Here is a 21,837-nt window from a genome sequence, read left to right on the forward strand (position 1 = left end):
CTATTGCTTTCCGATTTCCATGAGAAGCCGCGTCGCCAGATAGAGCCGCGGCACGATCGAGTCGACCTCGATGTACTCGTCCTTGGCGTGGTAGCCGAAGCCCGCCAGGCCGAAGCTCTCGACCACGGTCGCCTTGCCTGAGCGCGCGGCATAGGCAGCATCGGTGCCGCCACCGGTCATGGGCACCAGGGTCAGCTCGCGGTCGAGCTCCTTGTAGATGGCCTGCGCCTTCTCGGCCAGCGCGCGGCCACGGTCGCCGGCGATGAAGGCCGGACGGCCGAGTTCCACCTTGACGGTCGTCTCGGTGTCGGGAATCAGCTTGGAACTCGCGAGCTTCGCCTGCAGCGCCGAAGCGAGCTTGGCCTCGGCGCCGGGCTGGGTGATGCGGATGTCGCCCAGGGCCTGGGCGCGCTCCGTGATCTGGTTGATCGGGCCGGTGGCGCGCGCCACCGTCCAGTTCAGCGTGGCGCCCGGAATGTCCTTGGCCACGTCCCGGGTCTGCAGCAGTTGATGCGAGAGCTCGTAGAGCGCGTTGCGACCCAGCTCCGGCGCCGCGCCCGCATGCGAGGCGCGGCCCTTCACTTCCAGCGTGGCCTGCGCGATGCCGGCGGCGCCGAGCAGCAGCGCCTCGTTCTTCGCGACCGACTTGGCAGCGGTCGGCTCGAAGGACAGCACCGTGTCGTGCTGGTCGGCCACGGTGGCGATCAGTTCGCCCGAGCCCACCGAGCCGACTTCCTCGTCGGGATTGAACAGCACGGTGAGCGTGTCGTAGTCGCGCCAGCCGGCGTCGGCCAGGATCTGGAGCGAGGCGAGGATCACCGCGATCCCACCCTTGTCGTCGGCAATGCCGGGGCCATAGATGCGGTTGCCGTCCACCTTGTAGGGCTGCGAGCCGAGGATGCCGGGCGCATAGACCGTGTCCATGTGGGCCTGCAGCATGATCCTGCGCTTGCCGGTGCCCTTGCGCGTGCCGATGACGATATCGGCGCCCGCCCCGGCGGTGGCCTTGCGCCGCTCGGTGCTGAAGCCGCTCTTCTGCAGGCGGCCTTCGATCACCGTGGCCATGCGCTGCAGGCCTTCGACGTTGAGGCTGCCCGACTCGATCAGCACCATCTCCTTCAGGTTCTCGATGAGGGCCGGCTGAGCCTTCTCGGCCGCGGCCAGGAGCTTGGCGTCGGGCGCGGCCTGGGCCGCAGCAGCCGCAAGGAACAGGCCGCAGGCCAGCGCGATGGTGGAAACAAGACCGGGAAGAGCTGCGCGTGTCGTCATGGCTTTGTTCTGGCGTTGTTGTGAAGGGAGGCGCAGCTTAGCCGAGCTGCGGACATCGTCGAGCACATCCGGGACAACAAGGATGAAACGCGCGCGCGAATGCCTATGATGGCCGGGACCGGTGCCCACCCGGACATCGGCCCCTGTTTCCCCGCACAAGGAGCACGCCATGTCCAACCATGTCTACAAACTCATCGAGCTCACCGGCTCTTCGCCCACGAGCAGCGACGACGCCATGCAGCGGGCGATCGCCAAGGCCAGCGAATCGGTGCGCAACATCCAGTGGTTCGAGGTCATCGAGACCCGCGGCCATGTGAAGGACGGCAAGATCGCGCACTGGCAGGTGACGCTGAAAGTGGGCTTCACCCTCGAAGGCTGAGGTGCCCGCCCGAGGGGCGGAATGCAGCGGCCGACGCGCCCCTCAGTCCGGCGCCTGCATGACGCGGTCGAACTCCTCGTCGGCCGGCACGTTGTCGGCGTCGAGCTCGCTGGCGTCGCTCAGGTCGATCCCGGTCTCGGAGAGGTCGTCGGCCATCTCTGCCTCCTCCTCGTCCAGGGCTTCTTCTGCGGACAGCTCGTCATCGAGCTCTTCGTCCGATGGGTCGTCGATCGGATCGACGGAACGCAGCGGTGGATCGGCGCGGTTCATGATCGGCTCCTAGGGCTTATTTCTCGCGTTGCGCGACCCCAAGTGTGAGCCTCCTCGCCCGACTTGGGTAGTGCGAGTTTGCAACCGTCCGCAGGGCCCTCCTGTCGGAGAGCGCCCCGTTCTTCGGCTTTCAGTGCCGGTGGCCGAGCTCCTCGTGCGCTCCACCATGCTCGCGATCATGGCCGTGATCGCCATGGGCCAGCCGGCTCATACCCATGACCAACAGGATGCCCGCCGCGAGCCAGGCGATCTGCCAGGCGGTCTGGCGGGCGCTCAGCCGCTTCTGCAACTGCGGGATTAGGTCGGCCAGCGCCACGTAGACGAAGCTGCTGGAAGCCAGCACCAGGAAATAGGGCAGCCAGCCGTGCAGTTGGTCGACCAGCCACCAGCCGGCCAGGCCACCCAGTGCCGTCATGGTGCCGGCCAGTGACACCTTGACCAGCGCGGCGCGCGCATCGGGCGAGCTCTGGCGCAGCACGACGAGATCGCCGATGTGATGCGGCACTTCGTGCGCCAGCACCGCGAGCGCCGCCACCAAGCCCAGGCGCAGGTCGGCGATGAAGGCAGAGGCGATCAGGATGCCGTCGCCGAAACAATGCACGCTGTCGCCCGTGAGCACGGCCCAGCTGCCGCCCTTGCGGGTGTGCACATGGCCGTGGGCATGGGCATGGGCATGGCCATGGTCGTGATGGTGGCCATGGTGCGCCTCGTCGCCCGCGCCGTGGTGATGCTCGTGCCCGTGGTGCCACAGCTCGGCCTTGTCGAGCAGGAAGAAGACCACCAGCCCGAAGAGCAGCACGCCGAACAGCAGGCCGGGCTCGATGCGGCTCTCGAAGGCCTCCGGCAGCAGGTGCATGAAGGCGGTGGAAAGCAGCGCGCCGGCCGCCAGGCTCAGCAGGTGCTGCGGATCGACACCGCCGCCGCTGCGCACACCCACCCGCAGCAGCAAGGCGGCAATCCACACACTTCCGATGCCGGCGACCAGGGTCGCGGCGATGATGATCAACAGATCCATGGCAGCTTCATGACGACAAAACAAAAGCCGCCCATCGGACGGCTTTCGGTGGAAAGCGCTCTCTTTGCGGCCTCAGTCGAGGCATGGCCCGCTTCGGGGTAGACGACAAACTGGGAGGCTTTGGCTGCCGACGACCCGGCAGCCAAAGCAGCTTTCATCTTATCAACCGTGTCAAGGGGATGCCCGTCGCCCCGTCATAGGCCCGGCTGGCCAGGGCCTCGGCCAGCACCCGGGCCGGATCGACGAGCCGAAGTCCGGACACGGCCTGCACGCCCTGCAGGCCAAGCGGGATTTCGGTGCATCCCATGACAATGGCCACTTGTCCATGGCGTTCGGCCAGCTGCAGCGCGACACGGCTGAAGCAGTCCTCCGCCAACCGCATGTTCCCGGCTTTCACGCCCTCGTAGATGCCCCGCATCAGCAGCTCGCGTTCGGGTGCCAGCGGAAGGTGGCAGGCAAGGCCTGCCTCGGCCATGGCCTTTTCGTAAAGACCCACCCGATAGGTGCCTTCGGTCGCCATAAGCGCAGCCTCGCGCACGCCCTGGGCCGCCAGGTGGGCGGACACCTCGCGCGCCACGTGCAGCACCTCGATCTGGGGAAAGCGCTCCTGCAGCATCGCGTGCCAGGCATGGGCCGTGTTGCAGGCGATGGCCACGGCACGGCTGCCGAGGGCGGCCAGGCGGCCGAGAGCCTGCAGCATGGGCTCCAGGGGCTGTTGGGCACCCAGCGCGGCCGATTCGAGTGCGCCGCTGCGATCCGGTACCGGCACCTGCGCGAGCCAGTGCTCGGGAAAGCCCTGGTCGCTGACCGGCTCGCCGCGCGCGCGCATCAGGCGCGCACAGGCCTCGACGAAGAGCCGCACGAAGTCGGCGCCCGCGGCCGGGCCCATGCCGCCCAGGATGCCAACGACGTTCGTCACGTTCGAGCTCCGGAAGAGATCAGGTCGCCGGTTTGTCGCTCGGCGACTTGATGTTGTCACGCAGCTGCTGGCTCATCGGCAGGTTCAGCGGCACGTTCTTCGGCGGGATCGGCTGCATGAACCACTTGTTGTAGAGCTTCTCGAACTCGCCGCTCTTCATCATGCCCGCGAAGGTGTCGTCCACCAGCTTCTTGAAGGCCGCATCGTCCTTGGGCAGCATGCAGGCGTAAGGCTCGACCTGCAGCGATTCACCCACCACGTCGAAGTCGTCCGGCGTCTTGGCATTGGCCTTCAGGCCGTAAAGCAGGATGTCGTCCATCGCGAAGGCCAGCGCGCGGCCGCTTTCCACCAGCAGGAAGGCGTCGGCATGGTCCTTGGCCAGCACGATGTCCATGTCGAGGTTCTTCTCGGCGTTGTACTTGCGCATGACCAGCGCGTTGGTGGTGCCGGTGGTGCTGGTGATCGTCTTCTTCGCCAGATCACCGTAGTCCTTGACGTTCGAGGATTTCTTCACCAGCAGCCGGGTGCCCGTGTAGAAGTGATTGATGGCGAAGCTCACGTCCTTGCCGCGCGCCGAGTTGTTGGTGGTGGAGCCGCACTCCAGGTCGACGGTGCCGTTCTGCAACAGCGGGATGCGGTTCTGCGAGGTCACCGGCATCAGTGCCACTTGCAGGTTGGGCTTGTTGAGCTTCTTCTTGACGGCCTCGACCACCGCGTTCGACAGCTCGACCGAGAAGCCGATCGGCTTGCCGCCATCCAGGTAGCTGAAGGGCACCGAGGACTCGCGGTAGGCGAGCGTGATCTTGCCGGACTCGGCGATCTTGGCCAGAGTGTCGGCGGCCTGCGCGCCCGTCGCGGCGGCACACAGCGCCACGGCAGCCATCCATTTGGAAATCTTCATGCGAGCCCTTTCGGTGGATTTGAAATGTGTTGCGGAGTGTAGGAACGATTCATGCGGCAACCACAATTCCTTTTGTGTCCCAGCCCATGACCGGAAGTTATGGGCGCTGCGAGGCGGGCATGCGCTTTGGCTATGGGCCGCCGCGCTTTTGGCATTTCACGCGCGCGTGCCGGCCCCCTAGAGTCGGCGCATTCCAATCGAGCAGCAGGAAGGAAGCGCGATGCATGTGGGTGTGCTGGGGGCCGGCATCGTGGGCCTGGCCACGGCGTGGCAGCTGAAGCTGCAGGGCTTCGAGGTGAGCGTGATCGACCGCGCGGCGCCGGGCGCCGGGGCCAGCGGCGGCAACGGCGCGCAGCTGAGCTATTCCTATGTTCAGCCGCTGGCCGACCCTTCGATCTGGAAGCAGTTGCCCAAGCTGCTGTTCTCGCCCACCTCGCCGCTCAAGCTGCGCCCGCAGCTCGACCCACTGCAATGGCGCTGGGGACTGGCCTTCCTCGCGGCCTGCAACGCCAGGACCTCGCACGAGACCACCGCGCGCCTGCTGTCGCTGGCCGCCGAGAGCCGCGGCGCCTTCGAGGCGATGCTGGCCGAGCTCGAACCCGACTGCGACTTCAGCGCCACCGGCAAGCTGGTCCTCTATGCCAGCGCCGCCTCCCTGGAGGGTGCACGCCGCCAGCTCGAGCTGCAGCGCGAGATGGGCAGCCAGCAGCGCCTGCTCACGCCCGAGGAGTGCATCGCGATCGAGCCCGCGCTGGCGTCCTACCGGACGCAGATGGCCGGCGCCATTCACACACCCAGCGAATGCGCCGCCGACTGCCTCAAGCTTTGCGTTGCGCTCGAAGGCGCGCTGCGTGCGCGCGGCGTGCGCTTCCTGCTCGACTGCGAGGTGCATGGCTTCGATCGGCGCAATGGCCGCATTGCTGCTGTGCAGACCCGTGTCGGTGACGTGGAGGCCGACGCCTTCGTCATGGCCCTGGGCACCGCATCGCACCGCCTGGGTCGCCAGCTCGGCGCCTACCTGCCGGTCTATCCGCTCAAGGGCTACAGCATCACGGTCGACGTCGACCCGGCCCCGGCGGCGGCGCCCCGGGTCAGCGTGACCGACAGCGCGCGCAAGGTCGTGTTCGCGCGCATCGGATCGCGGCTCAGGGTGGCCGGCATGGCCGAACTGGTGGGGCACGATGCCAGCATTCCGGCTACGCGCATCGAGACGCTGGCGGCAGCGACGCGCGCCGTCTTCCCGCAGGCGGGCCGGCTCGACGAACTGCATCCGTGGACCGGCATGCGTCCCGCCACGCCGACCGGCGTGCCCATCATCGGCCGCGTCGACGGGGCGCCCGCGAACATGCTGTTCAACACCGGCCACGGGGCCCTGGGTTTCACCCTGGCCTTCGGGTCGGCCGAGCGCGTGGCCCAGGCCCTTGCGGCTTAGGCCATCCCTTCGATCGCCTCGCGCATGCAGCGCGTGATGGCGCGCACCGCGACCGAGTCCGGCCGCTCGGTGAAGCGCAGCGCGCGGATCGGCACCGGGATGCGGGGCTCCAGCGCGAGCACATCGACCTTGGCACGATCTGCGGAGGCCGCCGTGCAGCCATCGACCAGGGCCACGCCCAGGCCATGGTGCGCCATCGCCAGCGCAGCGTGGTACGTCTGCACCGTGACCACCGCCTGCTGGAAGCCCACGCCGGCCTGGCGGCAGGCCTGGCTGAGGCTGGTGCCCACCGGGTCGCGGCTGTCCAGCCCCACCACCGGCAGCTTGACCAGGTCGTGCAGCGCCGCCGAGCCGTTGCGCACCAGCGCGCGCGGCAGCAGGCCCTTGGGTGCGATGCAGACCATGCGGCTGTCGGCCAGCGTCTCCTGCGTGAGCGAGGGATGCACCGCCGGGCTGAAGGCGAAGCCCACGTCGGCCTCCTGCCGCAGCAGGGCCGACATGATCTGCGGCGAATGCAGCGACTCCACCGTGACCGCGATGCCCGGGTGCTTCTGGCGAAAGGCCTTGAGCGCCCGCGGCAGCACCTCGTAGCTCAGCGCCAGCACGCTCAGGATGCGCAGCTCGCCGGCGTCGGCGCCCGTGCGCAGGTTGGCCGCCAGCCGCTGCACCTCGTCGAGCTGGGCGAACAGGCGCTCGATGTGCGGATAGAGCGCCTGCGCCTCGGTGGTCGGCGTGAGCCGCCCCTTGGCGCGCTGGAACAGCGGAAAGCCGAGCTGGATCTCCGCATGCTGCAGCGTGCGGCTGACCGCCGGCTGGGTGATGTTGATGAGCCGTGCCGCCGCGCTCACGCTGCCGGTGAGCATGATGGCGTTGAACACCTCGATGTGGCGCAGCCGCATCGCGAGGCTAGAACCCGGCCTTGCCGCGCGAGATGTCCATCACCATGCGCGCCGCCAGGTACAGCCGCGGCTCGATCGAGTCGACCAGCACGTACTCGGCGTCGGCCGAGTGCGTACCGAAGCCCTGCAGGCCGAAGCGCTCCACCACCGGCGCCTTGGTCTTGAGCGCGGCGAAGGCGGCATCGGTGCCGCCGCCGGCCACCTTGTCGTCGGCGCCCAGCTCCCGGCCCAGCTCCTTGTAGACGGCCTGCGCATGGGCCGCCATGGCGCGCGCCGCATCGTTGGCCTCCAGCGGCGGACGGCGGCGCTCGAACTTCATCTCGACCTTGGCCTCGGGAATGAGCTGCTTCTTCACCCGTTCCTGCACCTGCTTCTCGATGCGGTCGTAGTCGCTGACCTTGAGCACGCGCACGTCGGCGGAGGCGCTGGCCTGCGCAGGGATCACGTTGCGGTTGCTGCCGGACTTGGAAACCGTCCAGTTCATCTTGAGGCCCGTGGCCGGATCGGACAGGTCGCGCATCTGCAGGATCTGGTGCGACAGCTCGTAGAGCGCGTTCACGCCCAGTTCGGGCGCGGAGCCGGCATGCGAGGCCTTGCCGGTGACGTTGAGCGAGACCGAGGCGATGCCGGCGGTGGCCAGCGAGAGCTTGTCGTCCTTGACCGAGGCGCCCTCGAAGGACATCACCGCATCGTGCTCGCCGCCCAGCCGCGTGATGAGGTTGCGCGCGCCGGGCGAGCTGATCTCCTCGTCGCCGTTGATCAGCACGGTGAGCGTGCCGTAGTCCTTGAAGTCCAGCGCCTTGAGCAGGGCCACCGTGTGCAGGATCACCGCCACGCCCTGCTTGTCGTCGGCGATGCCCAGGCCGTAGGCCTTGTCGCCCTCGATGCGGAACTGCTGCTTGCTCAGCATGCCGATCTGGTAGACCGTGTCCATGTGGGCGATCAGCATGATCTTCTTGCTGCCGGTGCCCTTGAAGGTGGCGCGCACCGCCTTGCCGATCTTCTCGGGCGTGTCCTCCATGCGGTAGGCCTCGGCGGTGGTGTCGACCAGCTCGACCTGGCCGCCCATGGCCTTGAGGCGCTCGGCGATCAGGTTGGCGATCTTGTCCAGGCCCTCCAGGTCGCGGCTGCCCGATTCGATGGAAACCAGTTGCTTGAGGGTTTCGAGCAGCGCCGGCTTTTCCTTGGCGGCCAGCGCGGAGATGCGCTCGTCGGGCGCGGCCGCGGCCAGGCCCAGCCAGGCGGCGCAGACGGCGCCGAGTGCGAAGGTGCGGAGGGAGTGCGAGAGTTTCATTCCTTGTGTCTTCCTTGGGTCTTTCGTTGTCGTCAATGGGCCTTGTCCCAGTTGGGGCCGATGCCGATCTCCGCCAGCAGCGGCACCTTGAGCTGCGCCACGCTGGCCATGAGCCGCGGGATCTCGCTGCGGACCCATTCGACCTCTTCCTCGGGCACCTCGAACACCAGTTCGTCGTGCACCTGCATGATCATCTTCGTGCGCCGCTTCTCGGCGTCGAGGACGTCCTGCACCTTCACCATGCTGAGCTTGATCAGGTCGGCGGCGGTGCCCTGCATGGGCGCGTTGATGGCGGCGCGCTCCGCACCGCCGCGCCGCGGGCCGTTGGGCGAATTGATCTCGGGCAGGTAGAGGCGGCGGCCGAACACGGTCTCGACGAAGCCCCGCTGCTTGGCCAGCGCCTTGGTTTCGTCCATGTAGCGCTTCACGCCGGGGTAGCGCGCGAAGTAGCGGTCGATGTAGGAGGCCGCGGCCTTGGTCTCGATGCCGAGGTTGCGCGCCAGGCCGAAGCTGCTCATGCCGTAGATCAACCCGAAGTTGATCACCTTGGCATAGCGGCGCTGCTCGCTGGAGACCTGGTCCACCGCCGCGCCGAAGACCTCGGCCGCGGTGGCGCGGTGGACGTCGATGCCCTCGGTGAAGGCGCGCAGCAGCGATTCGTCGCCGCTGATGTGGGCCATGATGCGCAGCTCGATCTGCGAGTAGTCGGAGCTCGCGATCACGCTGCCCGGCGGCGCCACGAAGGCCTCGCGCACGCGCCGGCCCTCGGGGGTGCGGATCGGGATGTTCTGCAGGTTGGGGTCGTTGCTCGACAGCCGACCGGTGACGGCGACCGCCTGCGCATAGTGCGTGTGCACGCGCCCCGAGCGCGGGTTGACCTGCTGGCCGAGCTTGTCGGTGTAGGTGCCCTTGAGCTTGGAGAGGCTGCGGTGCTCGAGGATCTTGGCCGGCAGCGGGAAGTCTTCGGCCAGCTTCTCGAGCACTTCTTCGTCGGTGCTGGGTGCGCCGCTGGGCGTCTTCTTGACCACCGGCAGGCCCAGCTTGGTGAAGAAAACCTCGCCGATCTGCTTGGGCGAGCCGAGGTTGAAGGGCTGGCCGGCAAGTTCGTAGGCCTCCTGCTCCAATGCCAGGATGCGCTTGCCCAGCTCGTTGCTCTGCGCGGCCAGCGTGGGCGCATCGATCAGCACGCCGTTGCGCTCGATGCGATAGAGCGTCTCGCTGGAGGCCATCTCCAGTTCGTAGATGAAGCGCAGCTTCTCGTCGGCCTGCAGCTTCGGCCAGAGCGCGAGGTGCACGTCCAGCGTCTGGTCGGAGTCTTCGCAGGAATACTCGGCGGCCTTGTCGATGCTGACCTGGCTGAACGGGATCTGGTGCGCGCCCTTGCCGCACAGGTCCTCGTAGTCGATGCCGCTGCGGCCCAGGTGGCGCTCGGCCAGGCTGGCCAGGCCGTGCGGCTTGTGCACTTCCAGGACGTAACTCTCGAGCATGGTGTCGTGCGCGTAGCCCCGCACCTCGATGCCGTGGTTGGCGAACACGTGGCGGTCGTACTTGACGTGCTGGCCCAGCTTCTTCTTCGTGCCGTCCTCGAGCCAGGGTTTGAGTTTGGCCAGTACCTCATCGCGCGGCAACTGCACGGGGGCATCGGGGTAGTTGTGGCCGAGTGGCACATAGGCCGCCTCGCCGGGCTTGACGCTGAAGCTGATGCCCACGATTTCGGCCAGGATCTCGTCGAGCGAATTGGTCTCGGTGTCCAGCGCGACCAGCTCGGCCGCTTCGATCTTCGCGAGCCACGCGTCGAACATCTCCCAGCTCAGGACCGTGTCGTAGGCAAGGTTGCTGGCCTTGGCCGCATCGCTGGCGGCCGGCTCCTCGAGCAGGCCGGTCCCGCCCTGGGGGCCGTGCCGTTCCTTGTTCTCCTCGATCAGCTCGGGCGGAACCTCGTGCGCCTCCAGCGCCTTGGCCAGCGTCTTGAAGCCGTACCTCTCGTAGAAGGCCTTGAGCGGCTCCACCTGCTGCGCGCCGATGGCGATGCCGTCCAGTGCGGGCAGGCCCGTCACGTGGCCGTCGAGGTCGCAGTCGGTGCGGATGGTGACCAGCCGCCGGCCCTGGGGCAGCCAGTCCAGCGCCTTGCGCAGGTTCTCGCCGGCCTGGCCCTTGATCTCGCCGGCCCGCTCGATCAGCCCGTCCAGCGAGCCGTACTGGAGCAGCCACTTGGCGGCCGTCTTGGGGCCGACCTTGTCGACGCCAGGCACGTTGTCGACGCTGTCGCCCACCAGCGTCTGGTAGTCGATCATGAGCCCGGGCGGCACGCCGAACTCGGCCGTCACGCCGGCCACGTCGCGCTTCTTGCCGTTCATGGTGTCGATGATGGTGACGTGTTCGTCCACGAGCTGGCTCAGGTCCTTGTCGCCGCTGGAGACGATCACCTCGACGCCCTGGTTCGCCGCCGTGCGCGCCAGAGTGCCGATCACGTCGTCGGCCTCGATCTCGGGCACGCTCAGCACGGGCCAGCCCAGGAGCCTCACCACCTCGTGGATCGGCCCGACCTGGCTGCGCAGGTCGTCCGGCATGGGCGAACGATTGGCCTTGTACTGGGGATACCAGTCGTCGCGAAAGGTCTTTCCGGGGGCATCGAAGACGCAGGCCGCGTAATCGGCGCGGACCTCGCGGCGCAGCAGCTGGAGCATGTTGATCATGCCCCGGATGGCCCCGGTGGGCGGGCTGCTGGGATCCCCCGGCACCGCGCGCAGATCGGGCAGGGCGTGAAAGGCGCGGTAGAGGTAGCTCGATCCATCGACGAGCAGCAGCGTTTTCTTGTCGGTCATCGGTGCATTTTGCCGCGCCGCGCACGGGCGGCCGCATGACGGCGACCATCGCTGCCCGCTGACAGCGCAGGACGGGGCCGCCGCCTACAATCGAACAATGTCCTCCCCCACTCTTCTGCTCGTCCGCGGCATCCTGGTGGCCGCGCTGGCCGCACCGCTGGCTGCCGTTCACGCCCAGAGCGCGCCACCGCCCGATGCGGCCCAGGCCACGCCCGAGTCGCCGCGCCGCAACCAGAAGATCGAGCACATCCACGTGGAGGACGCTGGCGCACGGGTCGACGAAGTGCGCTACGGCGGCCAGACCCAGAGCATCACCGTGCAGCCCAAGGCCAACGTGCCCTCATACGAGGTCCTGCCGAACTACGGCGGGCGCGACCGGCAGGGCCAGGGCGAGACCGGCGGCAACGGCAACGGGCCACGGGTCTGGAACGTGCTCAAATTCTGAGCGCGGGTCGTGGCGGTCTTCACTGAAGTCGGGTTCGACGAAGCCGATGCGCTGGTCCAGCGCCTCGGCCTGGGCTCGCTCACCGAGCTGCGAGGCATCGAGGGCGGCATCGAGAACACCAACTACTTTGCCACCACTGCGTCGGGCCACTACGTGCTGACGCTGTTCGAGCGCCTGGGGCCCCAGCAACTGCCCTACTACCTCTGCCTCATGAAGCACCTGGCGGCGCGCGGCCTGCCAGTGCCTGAGCCGGTGGCTGATCCGGCGATCGCGCCCCCCGCCGGTCATGCGCTGTCGATCCCGGCCGACGCGCCCTGCGAGTTCCTTCATCGCGTGGCGGGCAAACCGGCAGCCCTCGTCCAGCGGCTCGAAGGCAAGAGCGCGCTGGCTCCCACGGCCGCCCACTGCGCGGAGCTCGGCCGCCTGCTGGCGCACATGCACCAGGCGGCGCGTGACTTTCCCCGCCTCCAGCCCAACCTGCGCGGGCTGGCCTGGTGGAACGACACCGCGCCGGTGGTGCTGCCGCACCTCGACGCACCGCAGGCTGCGCTGCTGCGCGGCGAGTTGGCCTACCAGAACCACGTGGCCGCCTCCTCCGCCTATGCGGCGCTGCCGCGCGGCCCGGTCCATGCCGACCTGTTCCGCGACAACGCCATGTTCTCCACCGAAAGTGATGCGCCTCGGCTGACCGGTGTGTTCGATTTCTATTTCGCCGGCACCGACACCTGGCTGTTCGATCTCGCCGTCTGCCTGAACGATTGGGCGATCGACCTGCCCACCGGCCGCCACGATGCGCTGCGCGCCGACGCCCTGCTGGCCGCCTATGTGACCGTCCGGCCGCTCACCGGTACCGAGCGCGCCCTGCTGCCGGCGATGCTGCGCGCCGCGGCCCTGCGCTTCTGGATCTCCCGGCTGTGGGATTTCCATCTGCCACGCGAGGCCAGCATGCTCAAGGCGCATGACCCCACCCATTTCGAACGCGTGCTGCGCGAACGCTCGCACCCGTCTGCCGCGCCGTTCTCGGCATCCGCGGCCCTCGGCCAGCCGCAGGCCGCCTGAGCCGGGGCCCGTCCATCCATGAAACTCAATCTCGTGCCGGCACGCACCGGCGCCGAATGGGTCCGCATCGGGCTCAAGACCTTCTGGCGTCAGCCGCTGGCCTTCATCTCGCTGTTCTTCCTGTTCATGGCCTCGATCTCGATCGCCTCTCAGCTGCCCCTGGTCGGCAGCGTGCTGGCGCCGATCCTGCTGCCCTTCATGACCCTGGGCCTGATGGTCGCCACCTCGGTCGCCTATGCGAACGATCCCCAGAAGCCCGCCGCGCCCGCCATGTTCATCGCTGCCGCCGAGGCGGTGAAGAGCCGGTGGCGGCCGATGATCGTGCTGGGCCTGATCTCGGCCGCCTACTTCGTGATCGCGGTCGGCGTCTCCGCGCTGATGGATGGCGGCCAGCTGGCGCGCGCCTACCTGCTCGATGAAACCCTCTCGGAAGAGGTGATGAAGAGCAGCGACTTCCAGATGGCGCGCCTCTTCGTCATGGCGCTCAATCTGCCGCTTTCGCTGGCCATGTGGCATGCGCCGGCGCTGGTGCACTGGCACCAGGTCGAGCCGGTGAAGGCGTTGTTCTTCAGCCTGGTGGCGCTGTTTCGCAACTTCGGCGCCTACGCGATGTTCTGCCTGTCCTGGTTCGGCGTCTTCCTTGCCGCGGGTATCGGCATCGGGCTCCTGGCCACCGTGCTGGTCGGCGTCGGCGCGATGGGCATGGGCGGTGGTGCCTCGGCCATCGGGGGCGCACTGATGCTCGGCGCCGCCCTGGTGCTGGCGGCGATGTCGCTGAGCTCGACCTGGTTCACCTTCCGCGACAGCTTCCAGGCCGACTGATCAGCCCCCGACGCTCCGTCACTCGTGTGCTCGCTGCCCCCCCGAGGCGGCCGCAGGCGGCCTCGCAGCGGCCCGGCGCCGGCCTGAATCCTAAACAGGGGTCAGCTTGGCCACCGACAAGGCCAGCCACTTGACGCCATGGCGCGGGAAGTTGATCTGCGCGCGCGCATCGTCCCCGCTGCCCTCCAGCGCCATCACCGTGCCTTCACCGAACTTGTTGTGGAACACCTGCATGCCCGAGCGCAGGCCATGCGAGGGCGCGGCCTTCTGCGGCGGCACGGGCGGACTGGCGAAGACCTCCTTGCTGCCATAGCTGCCGCGCGTGCTCGCATAGCCGCCGCCATAGCCGAAGGCCGAAGGCGTGAAACCCTGGTTCTTCGGGGTGAGCCACTTGAGCGCCGACTCGGGCAGCTCCTCGAAGAAGCGGCTCTTGACGTTGTAGCGCGTCTGCCCGTGCAGCATGCGGGTCTGCGAGTGGCTCAGGTACAGGCGCTGGCGCGCGCGCGTGATGGCCACGTACATGAGCCGGCGCTCTTCCTCCAGGCTTTCGTAGTCGGACATGGAGTTCTCGTGGGGAAACAGCCCCTCCTCCATCCCGGTGATGAAGACGCAGTCGAACTCCAGGCCCTTGGCGGCGTGCACGGTCATGAGCTGCACCGCATCCTGGCCGGCCTGGGCCTGGTTGTCGCCCGACTCCAGCGCGGCATGGGTGAGGAAGGCGGCCAGCGGACTCATGGTCTCACCGGTCTCGGCGTCGGGCGCGAGCGGCTCGTCGACGATTGGAAGGTTCGGATCCAGGCCCTGGCTGGCCGGCGACTGCCGCAGCTCGTCCACCGGCATCGCCACCGCGTCGCGCCCGAAGCCCTCCTGCGTGACAAAGCTCTCGGCGGCGTTGACCAACTCCTCCAGGTTCTCGATGCGGTCGGCGCCGTCGCGCTCGTTGCGGTAGTGCTCGATCAGCCCGCTGTGTTGCAGCACCAGTTCGATGATCTCGCGCAGCGACAGACCTTGCGTCTGTTCGCGCAGCACGTCGATCTTGGCCACGAAGGCCGAGAGGTTGGCGCCGGCCTTGCCGCCCACGGCGCTCACGGCATCGTGCAGCGAGCCGCGGGCAGCACCGGCCGCATCCTGCAGTTGCTCGATGCTGCGCGCACCGATGCCGCGAGGCGGGAAGTTGACGATGCGCAGGAAGCTGGTGTCGTCGTCCTTGTTCTCCAGCAAGCGCAGGTAGGCCAGCGCGTGCTTGATCTCGGCGCGCTCGAAGAAGCGCAGGCCGCCGTACACGCGATAGGGCACCGCGGCATTGAAGAGCGCGGTCTCGATCACCCGGCTTTGCGCGTTGCTGCGGTAGAGCACCGCCATCTCCTTGCGCTCGATGCCGTCGCGCACGAGCTGGCGCATCTCCTCCACCATCCACTGCGCTTCGGCGAAGTCGCTGACCGACTCGTAGACGCGCACCGGCTCGCCGGGGCCCTGGTCAGTGCGCAGGTTCTTGCCCAGGCGCTTCTTGTTGTGGCTGATCAGCGTGTTGGCCGAATCGAGGATGTTGCTGTAGCTGCGGTAGTTCTGCTCCAGCTTGATCTGGTGCGCCACCTCGAACTCGCGCACGAAGTCGGCCATGTTGCCCACCCGCGCGCCGCGGAAGGCGTAGATGCTCTGGTCATCGTCGCCCACCGCCAGCACGCTGTTGTCGCCGGGGACGAAGCGGCCGTCGACGGTCTCGCCCGCGAGCATCTTGAGCCAGGCGTACTGCAGGCGGTTGGTGTCCTGGAACTCGTCGATCAGGATGTGGCGGAAGCGCCGCTGGTAGTGCTCGCGCACCGGGTCGTTGTCGCGCAGCAGTTCGTAGCTGCGCAGCATCAGCTCGCCGAAGTCGACCACGCCCTCGCGCTGGCACTGCTCCTCGTAGAGCTGGTAGAGCTCGACCTTCTTGCGGTCGTCCTCGCTGCGCACCTCGATGTCGCGCGGGCGCAGGCCGTCCTCCTTGGCGCCGGAGATGAACCACTGCGTCTGCTTGGCCGGGAAGCGCTCCTCGTCGACGTTGAACTGCTTCATCAGCCGCTTGATGGCCGAGAGCTGGTCCTGCGTGTCGAGGATCTGGAAAGTGGAGGGCAGCCCCGCCAGTTTCCAGTGCGCGCGCAGGAAGCGGTTGCACAGGCCGTGGAAGGTGCCGATCCACATGCCGCGCACGTTGACCGGCAGCATCGCCCCCAGGCGCGCCATCATTTCCTTGGCGGCCTTGTTGGTGAAGGTCACGGCCAGCACGCCGCCCGCCGAGACCTGGCCGGTCTGCAGCAGCCATGCAATGCGAGTGGTCAGCACCCGGGTCTTGCCGGAACCGGCGCCGGCGAGGATCAGGGAATTGCCCGCGGGCAGCGTGACGGCAGCGCGCTGCTCGGGGTTGAGGTTGTGAAGCAGCGGCGATTCGGCGGAGGCCGCGGGGGGGGTGAGCATCCGTCGATTGTAGAAAGCCCTGCGTATGCGGGTTATATAAATCCGGGGACGCGCGCGGGCAGACTGGGCGCGTAAAATCAATCACCGGGCCCAAGTTTCTTGCGCCCGGTTTTTTGTTCGCGCTTCCCTTGCGGAAGTACCCGAAAACCGGCCAGACCAAGCGCTCTTTCGTTCTTCAACGACCTTTTCCGGAGCTTGGTTTCATGCAGATCTTCGACTACGACAACATTCTTTTGCTGCCGCGCAAGTGCGTGGTGGAAAGCCGTTCCGAGTGCGACGCCAGCGTCACCCTCGGCGGGCGCAAGTTCCGCATCCCGACGGTGCCGGCCAACATGAAGACGGTGGTCGACGAGACCATCTGCACCTGGCTGGCAAGGAACGGCTATTTCTACGTGATGCACCGCTTCGACCTGGACAACGTGCAGTTCGTGCGGGACATGCACGCCAAGGGCGTGTTCGCTTCCATCTCCCTGGGCGTCAAGAAGGCGGACTACGAGACGGTGGACCGCCTGGTCGCCGAAGGGCTGGCGCCCGAATACATCACCATCGACATCGCCCACGGCCATGCCGACACGGTGAAGAACATGATCGCCTACCTGAAGAAGCACCTGCCCAAGGCCTTCGTGATCGCGGGCAACGTGGGCACGCCGGAGGCGGTGATCGACCTGGAGAACTGGGGTGCGGACGCGACCAAGGTGGGCATCGGACCGGGCAAGGTGTGCATCACCAAGCTCAAGACCGGCTTCGGCACCGGCGGCTGGCAGCTGTCGGCGCTCAAGTGGTGCGGCCGGGTAGCGACCAAGCCGATCATTGCCGACGGCGGCATCCGCGACCATGGCGACATCGCCAAGAGCATCCGCTTCGGCGCCTCCATGGTGATGATCGGCTCGCTGTTCGCCGGCCATGAGGAGTCGCCCGGCAAGACGGTCGAAGTCGACGGCACGCTCTTCAAGGAGTACTACGGCTCGGCCAGCGACTTCAACAAGGGCGAGTACAAGCACGTCGAGGGCAAGCGCATCCTCGAGCCGATCAAGGGCAAGCTGGCCGACACGCTGATCGAGATGGAGCAGGATATCCAGAGCTCGATCAGCTACGCGGGCGGGCGCAAGCTCATGGACATCCGCAAGGTCAACTACGTGACCCTGGGCGGCGACAACGCCGGCGAGCACCTGCTGATGTAAGGCGGAGATCGCGTCGGGGCCTCTCGAATCTGGTTAGAATTCGCCCTGCGTTGGGGGGGTAGCTCAGCTGGGAGAGCGCCGCGTTCGCAATGCGGAGGTCGGGAGTTCGATCCTCCTCCTCTCCACCAACTCATTCTCGAAGGCCTCGGCACCCGCCGAGGTCTTTTTTGTTTCAGGCATCCAGCGTCAGGTGCTGCCCATGCAGCGCCGCGGCGGCCGGTGAGGCCAGGAAGCCGATGGTCTTGGCCGCGACCGCCGTCGATACCCACGTTTCGGGCTTCGCGTCGGGCATGGCCTGCCGGTTAGCCGGCGTGTCCAGCACGCTTGGCGCGATGCTGTTGACGTTGATTCCGAGCGGCGCAAGTTCGGCGGCCGAAGCCTCCACCAGCCGCTGCAGCGCGCTCTTGGATGCGATATAGGCCGCCATCTGGCCCGCGCCGCGGGCAGCGCTCTTGGCCGTGACGGCGATCACGCTGCCGGCCTTGCGCTCGATCATCGACGGCACCAGCGCCTGCGAGACCGCCACGAAGGACCAGGCGTTCAGGTTCATCATCCGGTCCCAGGCCGCGCGGCTCAGCGCGTGCACCTCCTCGCCCATCTCGAAGCCGCCGGCGATGTGGACCAGTGCGTCCACATGCTTGAAGGCCGCGAGGATGCGCCCTGCGGCATCGGCCATGGACTCCGTCAAGGTCACGTCTGTCTCGAGCAACAGATGTTGCGAGTTGTCGAGCCCGGGGAAGCTGCCGACCAGGTGTTCCATACGGTGGTCGAGCAGGGCCACGCGGGCGCCCTGGTCCAGGAAATGTTGCACGACGGCGCGGCCCAGTGCGCCGGCAGCGCCTGTCACCACGACGTGGCGGGGGGTTTGGTTGTCCATCATTTCGCGGCTCCTTGTTTCGGCAGGCATCGTAACGCCGGGATCCCGCAGGAAACGTGCATCATTGGCACTTCCCTTGCACCGGAGAATCGTCATGAAAGAAGTGGTTGTTGTGAGCGGCGTTCGCACCGCGATCGGTACCTTCGGCGGAGGCCTCAAGGACGTACCACCGACGCGGCTGGCTGCGCTGGTGACGCAGGAGGCCCTGGCACGCGCCAAGGTCGACGGCAAGGACGTCGGCCACGTGGTCTTCGGCCATGTGGTCAACACCGAGCCGCGCGACATGTACATGGCCCGCGTGGCGGCCATCGAGGGCGGCTGCGCGCAGGAGACCCCTGCCCTCACCGTCAACCGCCTGTGCGGCTCCGGCCTGCAGGCGATCGTGAGCGCAGCCCAGAGCATCCAACTCGGCGACGCGAAGCTGACGGTGGGCGGCGGCGCCGAGAGTATGAGCCGCGCACCGCTGTCCTCGCTGACCGCGCGCTGGGGCGTGCGCATGGGCGACGCCAAGCTGGTGGACATGATGATCGGCGCGCTGCACGACCCATTCGAGAACATCCACATGGGCGTCACGGCCGAGAACATTGCGAAGAAATGGAACATCAGCCGCGAAACGCAGGATCAGACCGCACTCACCAGCCACCAGCGCGCGCAGAAGGCGATCGAGAGCGGCTACTTCAAGAGCCAGATCGTTCCTGTGCCGCTGCAGAGCCGCAAGGGTCTCACGCAGTTCGACACCGACGAGCACGTGCGCTTCGACGCGAAGATGGAGGACATGGCCAAGCTCAAGCCTGCTTTCCTCAAGGAGAACGGCACGGTGACGGCCGGCAACGCCTCGGGCATCAACGACGCGGCTGCGGCCGTGGTGTTGATGGAGAAGGAAGAGGCCGTGCGGCGCGGCTTGAAGCCGATGGCGCGCATCGTCGCCTACGCCTTCGCCGGTGTGGATCCGAACTACATGGGCATCGGGCCGGTTCCGGCGTCGCGCAGGGCGCTGGAGAAGGCCGGCCTGAAGGCTTCCGACATGGACGTGGTGGAAGCCAACGAGGCCTTCGCGGCCCAGGCCTGTGCGGTGACGCAGGACCTCGGCCTGGACCCGGTCAAGGTCAATCCCAACGGCTCCGGCATCTCGCTCGGCCACCCGATCGGCGCCACCGGTGCATTGATCACGGTCAAGGCACTCTATGAACTGGAGCGCATCCAGGGCCGCTATGCCCTCGTGACCATGTGCATCGGCGGCGGTCAGGGAATCGCCTGCATTTTCGAGCGCGCCTGAGCCGAGAGCGCTTTCTTTCAGGCTATAATCTTTGGATTGCCTGAATGACAGCAATGTGCATCAGGGGCTCTTAGCTCAGTTGGTAGAGCAGCGGACTCTTAATCCGTAGGTCGAGTGTTCGAGTCACTCAGGGCCCACCAACAATCACTCGAAAAGCCTGCTATCGATCGATAGCAGGCTTTTTCTTTGTGCGTTGTTGTCCTGGGCGCGCCCAAAGCCGCTTCGCATGGCATCGGCACGTCGCCCTGCCCCATGCGAGCGATCATTCTTCGGTTCGTCGAAGATCCGGTTGGCTTTCAGGCTTCGGAAGATCTTGTCGAGGCGAGGGGTTCACTCGCTTTTCATCCGCGCACAGTCGTTGCAGGTGCTCGATCCTTCTCGCCCGCTCAGCGGAGAGCCGAGGCGCCTCCTTGCTCGGTGTTGAGGCTGTCATGCGGAAGAACTTTCTCGGTACGCTGGCTATGGGCGAACCGAGGTCACGACCAGAAGAACAAGCGCAAGGCAAACGCCGCCGACAAAAACGGCCTCAGCCAACAACTCACGAAGCGGAGGACGGGGAAAGTCGAGCTGTGCGGCTGTTGGGGATGATGGCTGCTGCGGGGATGCCTCTCGCATGGTTTCGCTCCTCTTTGCCTGACTGGCTCCTTCCACTATAAGTCGAAAGCACCATAGATGGGAACTTTTCACATTTTCCCTCTACTCACATCAATGCTGAGTTCAAAAGTTCTAAATACACCCCGAAAATTGGCGGCATGAAAGACCCGAACGACTTCTACACGAACACCGGATGGTGGGCAGACAAGCCGGAACGGGAGATCCGGCCCTCGTCCTTCCAGCCACTCGCCGGACCTTTTCGTGCCCGGCGGAATGAACGCGTATGGACCAAGGCGGCGCTGATGGTGTCCTTGATGGCCACGTTCGGCTGGGCCGTCCTGCGACTGGCTGGCATGTGATTCGGCCCGGCGCGTTCACGCAGGCGACGTGCAAAAAAAACGCGGGCATGCCGCCCGCGCTCCTGTGTCGGCAGACCGGCTTCAAACAGCCATGATCGACACCGCCTTGGTGTTGAGATAGGCCTCCATCGCCTCCGGCCCGCCCTCGGAGCCGTAGCCCGAGTCCTTGATCCCGCCGAAGGGCATCTCCGGCGAGGGCGCGGCCGGCTGGTTGATCCACAGCATGCCCACCTCCACGCGCTGCGACAGCAGGTGCGCGTTCTTGATCGAGCGCGTGAAGGCATAGCCGGCCAGCCCGAAGGGCAGCCGGTTGGCCTCGGCGATCGCGTCCTCCAGCGCGTCGAAGCCGCGGATCGCCGCCACCGGGCCGAAGGGCTCGTTGTTGAACACGTCCGCCTCCAGCGGCACGTCCGTCAGCACCGTGGGCGCGAAGAAGTTGCCGCTGGAGCCCACGCGCTCGCCGCCCGTGGCGATCGTGGCGCCCTTCTTGCGGGCATCGTCCAGCACCTGCGCCATGGCCGTGAGCCGGCGCGCATTGGCCAGCGGGCCGAGCGTGGTGCCTTCGGCCAGGCCGTCGCCCAGCTTGAGGCTCTCGGCGTTCTTGACCATCGCCTGGGCGAACTCGGCCTTGATGCTGTTGTGCACCAGAAAGCGCGTGGGCGAGATGCACACCTGCCCGGCATTGCGCCACTTGGCGCCGCCGGCGGCCTTCACGGCCAGGGCGATGTCGGCGTCCTCCGCGACGATCACCGGCGCGTGGCCGCCCAGCTCCATGGTGGCGCGCTTCATGTGCTGGCCGGCCAGGGCCGCCAGCTGCTTGCCCACGGGGGTGGAGCCGGTGAAGGTGACCTTGCGGATGATGGGGTGCGAGATCAGGTAGCTGGAGATCTCGGCCGGGTTGCCGAACACCAGGCCCACGGTGCCGGGGGGCACACCGGCCTCGACGAAGGTCTGCAGCAGGGCCGCGGGCGAGGCCGGCGTTTCCTCCGGCGCCTTCACCAGGAAGGAGCAGCCGCAGGCCAGCGCGGCGCCGAGCTTGCGCACGATCTGGTTGATGGGGAAGTTCCAGGGCGTGAAGGCGGCCACGGGGCCGACGGGCTCCTTGATCACCAGCTGCTGGGCCGCGAGGTTGCGCGAGGGGACGATGCGCCCATAGACGCGGCGGCCTTCGTCGGCGAACCACTCGATGATGTCGGCGCCGGCCAGCACCTCGACGCGGGCCTCGGCGAAGGGCTTGCCCTGCTCCAGGGTCAAGAGGCGTGCGATCTCGGGGGCGCGCTCGCGAAGAAGAGCGGCGGCGCGGCGCATGGTGGCGGCGCGCTCGTTGGCGGGGACTTTGCGCCAGGCCTCGAAGCCGCGCTGGGCGGCCTCCAGGGCGCGGTCCAGGTCGGCGATGCCGGCGTGGGCGACCTTGCCGATGGGCTGGCCGGTGGCCGGGTTGATCACGTCCAGGGTCTTGCCGCTGGCAGCGTCGGTCCATTCGCCGTTGATCAGCAGCCGGGTGTCCACGTAGCTCGTTGTGCTCATGTCGGTCCTTGGGATTCTTTCAGGGGGATATTGGGATTCG

The 21,837-nt window shown here is 67.2% G+C and carries 19 protein-coding genes, 2 tRNA genes and 1 pseudogene; 10 read left to right on the forward strand and 12 right to left on the reverse strand.

Annotated features, from left to right (window positions below; all coding sequences use genetic code 11):
* Entirely contained in the window at positions 1–1,269 is a 1,269-nt protein-coding gene (locus A8M77_RS05695) for a glutamate carboxypeptidase (RefSeq protein ID WP_086920579.1), read from the reverse strand.
* Positions 1,270–1,438: 169 nt separating this feature from the next.
* Here A8M77_RS05695 and A8M77_RS05700 point away from each other — a divergent pair, with 169 nt between their 5' ends.
* Positions 1,439–1,648 carry a dodecin gene (locus A8M77_RS05700; protein ID WP_086920580.1) on the forward strand — a complete coding sequence of 70 codons (210 nt, stop codon included), beginning with the start codon at positions 1,439–1,441 and terminating at the stop codon, positions 1,646–1,648.
* A 42-nt stretch (positions 1,649–1,690) separates the two neighbouring features.
* On the opposite strand, the gene A8M77_RS05705 is transcribed toward A8M77_RS05700, so the two are convergent.
* From A8M77_RS05705 to A8M77_RS05720, 5 genes and pseudogenes are all read right to left on the reverse strand, one after another.
* Complete coding sequence (locus tag A8M77_RS05705; protein WP_238136726.1) at positions 1,691–1,918, reverse strand: hypothetical protein; 228 nt, start codon at positions 1,916–1,918, stop codon at positions 1,691–1,693.
* 130 nt (positions 1,919–2,048) lie between these two features.
* Positions 2,049–2,933, reverse strand: a complete 885-nt coding sequence (locus A8M77_RS05710; RefSeq protein WP_086920581.1) for a ZIP family metal transporter — start codon at positions 2,931–2,933, stop codon at positions 2,049–2,051.
* 80 nt (positions 2,934–3,013) lie between these two features.
* Positions 3,014–3,118 (reverse strand): annotated as a pseudogene (locus tag A8M77_RS36745) (dienelactone hydrolase family protein); the annotation flags it as partial.
* The gene (locus A8M77_RS05715) at positions 3,088–3,852 is read right to left on the reverse strand and encodes an aspartate/glutamate racemase family protein (protein ID WP_272947425.1); all 765 of its coding nucleotides are present in this window, start codon (positions 3,850–3,852) and stop codon (positions 3,088–3,090) included. The pseudogene A8M77_RS36745 and the gene A8M77_RS05715, both read right to left, overlap by 31 nt.
* Before the next feature lie 19 nt (positions 3,853–3,871).
* Positions 3,872–4,753, reverse strand: coding sequence for a transporter substrate-binding domain-containing protein (locus A8M77_RS05720; protein ID WP_086920582.1), 882 nt, complete (start codon positions 4,751–4,753; stop codon positions 3,872–3,874).
* A gap of 220 nt (positions 4,754–4,973) precedes the next feature.
* Here A8M77_RS05720 and A8M77_RS05725 point away from each other — a divergent pair, with 220 nt between their 5' ends.
* Positions 4,974–6,185 (forward strand): D-amino acid dehydrogenase, encoded by a 1,212-nt coding sequence (locus tag A8M77_RS05725; protein ID WP_086920583.1) that lies wholly within the window; start codon positions 4,974–4,976, stop codon positions 6,183–6,185.
* Here A8M77_RS05725 and A8M77_RS05730 read toward each other — a convergent pair.
* The 3 genes from A8M77_RS05730 to polA are packed head-to-tail and all read right to left on the reverse strand — an operon-like array spanning position 6,182 to position 11,203.
* Complete coding sequence (locus A8M77_RS05730) at positions 6,182–7,084, reverse strand: LysR family transcriptional regulator (protein ID WP_086920584.1); 903 nt, start codon at positions 7,082–7,084, stop codon at positions 6,182–6,184. The two genes, A8M77_RS05725 and A8M77_RS05730, sit on opposite strands and share 4 nt — an antisense overlap.
* A 7-nt stretch (positions 7,085–7,091) precedes the next feature.
* Positions 7,092–8,378, reverse strand: coding sequence for a M20/M25/M40 family metallo-hydrolase (locus A8M77_RS05735; protein ID WP_086920585.1), 1,287 nt, complete (start codon positions 8,376–8,378; stop codon positions 7,092–7,094).
* A gap of 32 nt (positions 8,379–8,410) precedes the next feature.
* Entirely contained in the window at positions 8,411–11,203 is a 2,793-nt protein-coding gene (polA, locus tag A8M77_RS05740) for a DNA polymerase I (protein WP_086920586.1), read from the reverse strand.
* Between the two features lie 97 nt (positions 11,204–11,300).
* On the opposite strand from polA, the gene A8M77_RS05745 reads away from it, so the two are divergent.
* The 3 genes from A8M77_RS05745 to A8M77_RS05755 are packed head-to-tail and all read left to right on the forward strand — an operon-like array spanning position 11,301 to position 13,529.
* A complete protein-coding gene (locus tag A8M77_RS05745; RefSeq protein WP_086920587.1) occupies positions 11,301–11,648 on the forward strand; it encodes a hypothetical protein in 348 nt (115 codons plus the stop codon).
* 9 nt (positions 11,649–11,657) lie between these two features.
* The gene (locus tag A8M77_RS05750) at positions 11,658–12,707 is read left to right on the forward strand and encodes a homoserine kinase (protein WP_086920588.1); all 1,050 of its coding nucleotides are present in this window, start codon (positions 11,658–11,660) and stop codon (positions 12,705–12,707) included.
* Between the two features lie 18 nt (positions 12,708–12,725).
* Entirely contained in the window at positions 12,726–13,529 is an 804-nt protein-coding gene (locus tag A8M77_RS05755) for a BPSS1780 family membrane protein (protein WP_086920589.1), read from the forward strand.
* A gap of 90 nt (positions 13,530–13,619) precedes the next feature.
* On the opposite strand, the gene A8M77_RS05760 is transcribed toward A8M77_RS05755, so the two are convergent.
* Positions 13,620–15,983, reverse strand: coding sequence for a UvrD-helicase domain-containing protein (locus tag A8M77_RS05760; protein WP_086920590.1), 2,364 nt, complete (start codon positions 15,981–15,983; stop codon positions 13,620–13,622).
* 203 nt (positions 15,984–16,186) lie between these two features.
* On the opposite strand from A8M77_RS05760, the gene A8M77_RS05765 reads away from it, so the two are divergent.
* Positions 16,187–17,164 carry a GMP reductase gene (locus A8M77_RS05765; protein ID WP_086920591.1) on the forward strand — a complete coding sequence of 326 codons (978 nt, stop codon included), beginning with the start codon at positions 16,187–16,189 and terminating at the stop codon, positions 17,162–17,164.
* Positions 17,165–17,216: 52 nt separating this feature from the next.
* A tRNA-Ala gene (locus A8M77_RS05770) sits at positions 17,217–17,292 on the forward strand.
* A 44-nt stretch (positions 17,293–17,336) separates the two neighbouring features.
* Here A8M77_RS05770 and A8M77_RS05775 read toward each other — a convergent pair.
* A complete protein-coding gene (locus A8M77_RS05775) occupies positions 17,337–18,044 on the reverse strand; it encodes an SDR family NAD(P)-dependent oxidoreductase (RefSeq protein WP_086920592.1) in 708 nt (235 codons plus the stop codon).
* 91 nt (positions 18,045–18,135) lie between these two features.
* Between A8M77_RS05775 and bktB the strand changes: the two genes are divergently transcribed.
* The 3 genes from bktB to A8M77_RS05790 all read left to right on the forward strand — a co-directional run bounded on the left by bktB (position 18,136) and on the right by A8M77_RS05790 (position 20,270).
* Positions 18,136–19,317 carry a beta-ketothiolase BktB gene (gene bktB, locus A8M77_RS05780; protein ID WP_086920593.1) on the forward strand — a complete coding sequence of 394 codons (1,182 nt, stop codon included), beginning with the start codon at positions 18,136–18,138 and terminating at the stop codon, positions 19,315–19,317.
* Positions 19,318–19,381: 64 nt separating this feature from the next.
* A tRNA-Lys gene (locus tag A8M77_RS05785) sits at positions 19,382–19,457 on the forward strand.
* Positions 19,458–20,069: 612 nt separating this feature from the next.
* Positions 20,070–20,270 carry a hypothetical protein gene (locus tag A8M77_RS05790; protein ID WP_086920594.1) on the forward strand — a complete coding sequence of 67 codons (201 nt, stop codon included), beginning with the start codon at positions 20,070–20,072 and terminating at the stop codon, positions 20,268–20,270.
* Positions 20,271–20,351: 81 nt separating this feature from the next.
* On the opposite strand, the gene A8M77_RS05795 is transcribed toward A8M77_RS05790, so the two are convergent.
* A complete protein-coding gene (locus A8M77_RS05795) occupies positions 20,352–21,797 on the reverse strand; it encodes an NAD-dependent succinate-semialdehyde dehydrogenase (protein ID WP_086920595.1) in 1,446 nt (481 codons plus the stop codon).
* Between the last annotated feature and the right edge of the window lie 40 nt (positions 21,798–21,837).

It is taken from the genome of Variovorax sp. JS1663, assembly GCF_002157355.1.
Taxonomy (GTDB): Bacteria; Pseudomonadota; Gammaproteobacteria; order Burkholderiales; family Burkholderiaceae_C; genus Variovorax.

Coding starts and splice junctions, on each gene's coding strand:
- A8M77_RS05695 (WP_086920579.1), bottom strand. CDS start 1,269: ATGACGACACGCGCAGCTCTTCCCGGTCTTGTTTCCACCATCGCGCTG.
- A8M77_RS05730 (WP_086920584.1), bottom strand. CDS start 7,084: ATGCGGCTGCGCCACATCGAGGTGTTCAACGCCATCATGCTCACCGGC.
- A8M77_RS05720 (WP_086920582.1), bottom strand. CDS start 4,753: ATGAAGATTTCCAAATGGATGGCTGCCGTGGCGCTGTGTGCCGCCGCG.
- A8M77_RS05760 (WP_086920590.1), bottom strand. CDS start 15,983: ATGCTCACCCCCCCCGCGGCCTCCGCCGAATCGCCGCTGCTTCACAAC.
- A8M77_RS05790 (WP_086920594.1), top strand. CDS start 20,070: ATGAAAGACCCGAACGACTTCTACACGAACACCGGATGGTGGGCAGAC.
- A8M77_RS05710 (WP_086920581.1), bottom strand. CDS start 2,933: ATGGATCTGTTGATCATCATCGCCGCGACCCTGGTCGCCGGCATCGGA.
- A8M77_RS05735 (WP_086920585.1), bottom strand. CDS start 8,378: ATGAAACTCTCGCACTCCCTCCGCACCTTCGCACTCGGCGCCGTCTGC.
- A8M77_RS05700 (WP_086920580.1), top strand. CDS start 1,439: ATGTCCAACCATGTCTACAAACTCATCGAGCTCACCGGCTCTTCGCCC.
- A8M77_RS05755 (WP_086920589.1), top strand. CDS start 12,726: ATGAAACTCAATCTCGTGCCGGCACGCACCGGCGCCGAATGGGTCCGC.
- A8M77_RS05775 (WP_086920592.1), bottom strand. CDS start 18,044: ATGATGGACAACCAAACCCCCCGCCACGTCGTGGTGACAGGCGCTGCC.
- A8M77_RS05795 (WP_086920595.1), bottom strand. CDS start 21,797: ATGAGCACAACGAGCTACGTGGACACCCGGCTGCTGATCAACGGCGAA.
- A8M77_RS05765 (WP_086920591.1), top strand. CDS start 16,187: ATGCAGATCTTCGACTACGACAACATTCTTTTGCTGCCGCGCAAGTGC.
- A8M77_RS05725 (WP_086920583.1), top strand. CDS start 4,974: ATGCATGTGGGTGTGCTGGGGGCCGGCATCGTGGGCCTGGCCACGGCG.
- A8M77_RS05745 (WP_086920587.1), top strand. CDS start 11,301: ATGTCCTCCCCCACTCTTCTGCTCGTCCGCGGCATCCTGGTGGCCGCG.
- A8M77_RS05705 (WP_238136726.1), bottom strand. CDS start 1,918: ATGAACCGCGCCGATCCACCGCTGCGTTCCGTCGATCCGATCGACGAC.
- bktB (WP_086920593.1), top strand. CDS start 18,136: ATGAAAGAAGTGGTTGTTGTGAGCGGCGTTCGCACCGCGATCGGTACC.
- polA (WP_086920586.1), bottom strand. CDS start 11,203: ATGACCGACAAGAAAACGCTGCTGCTCGTCGATGGATCGAGCTACCTC.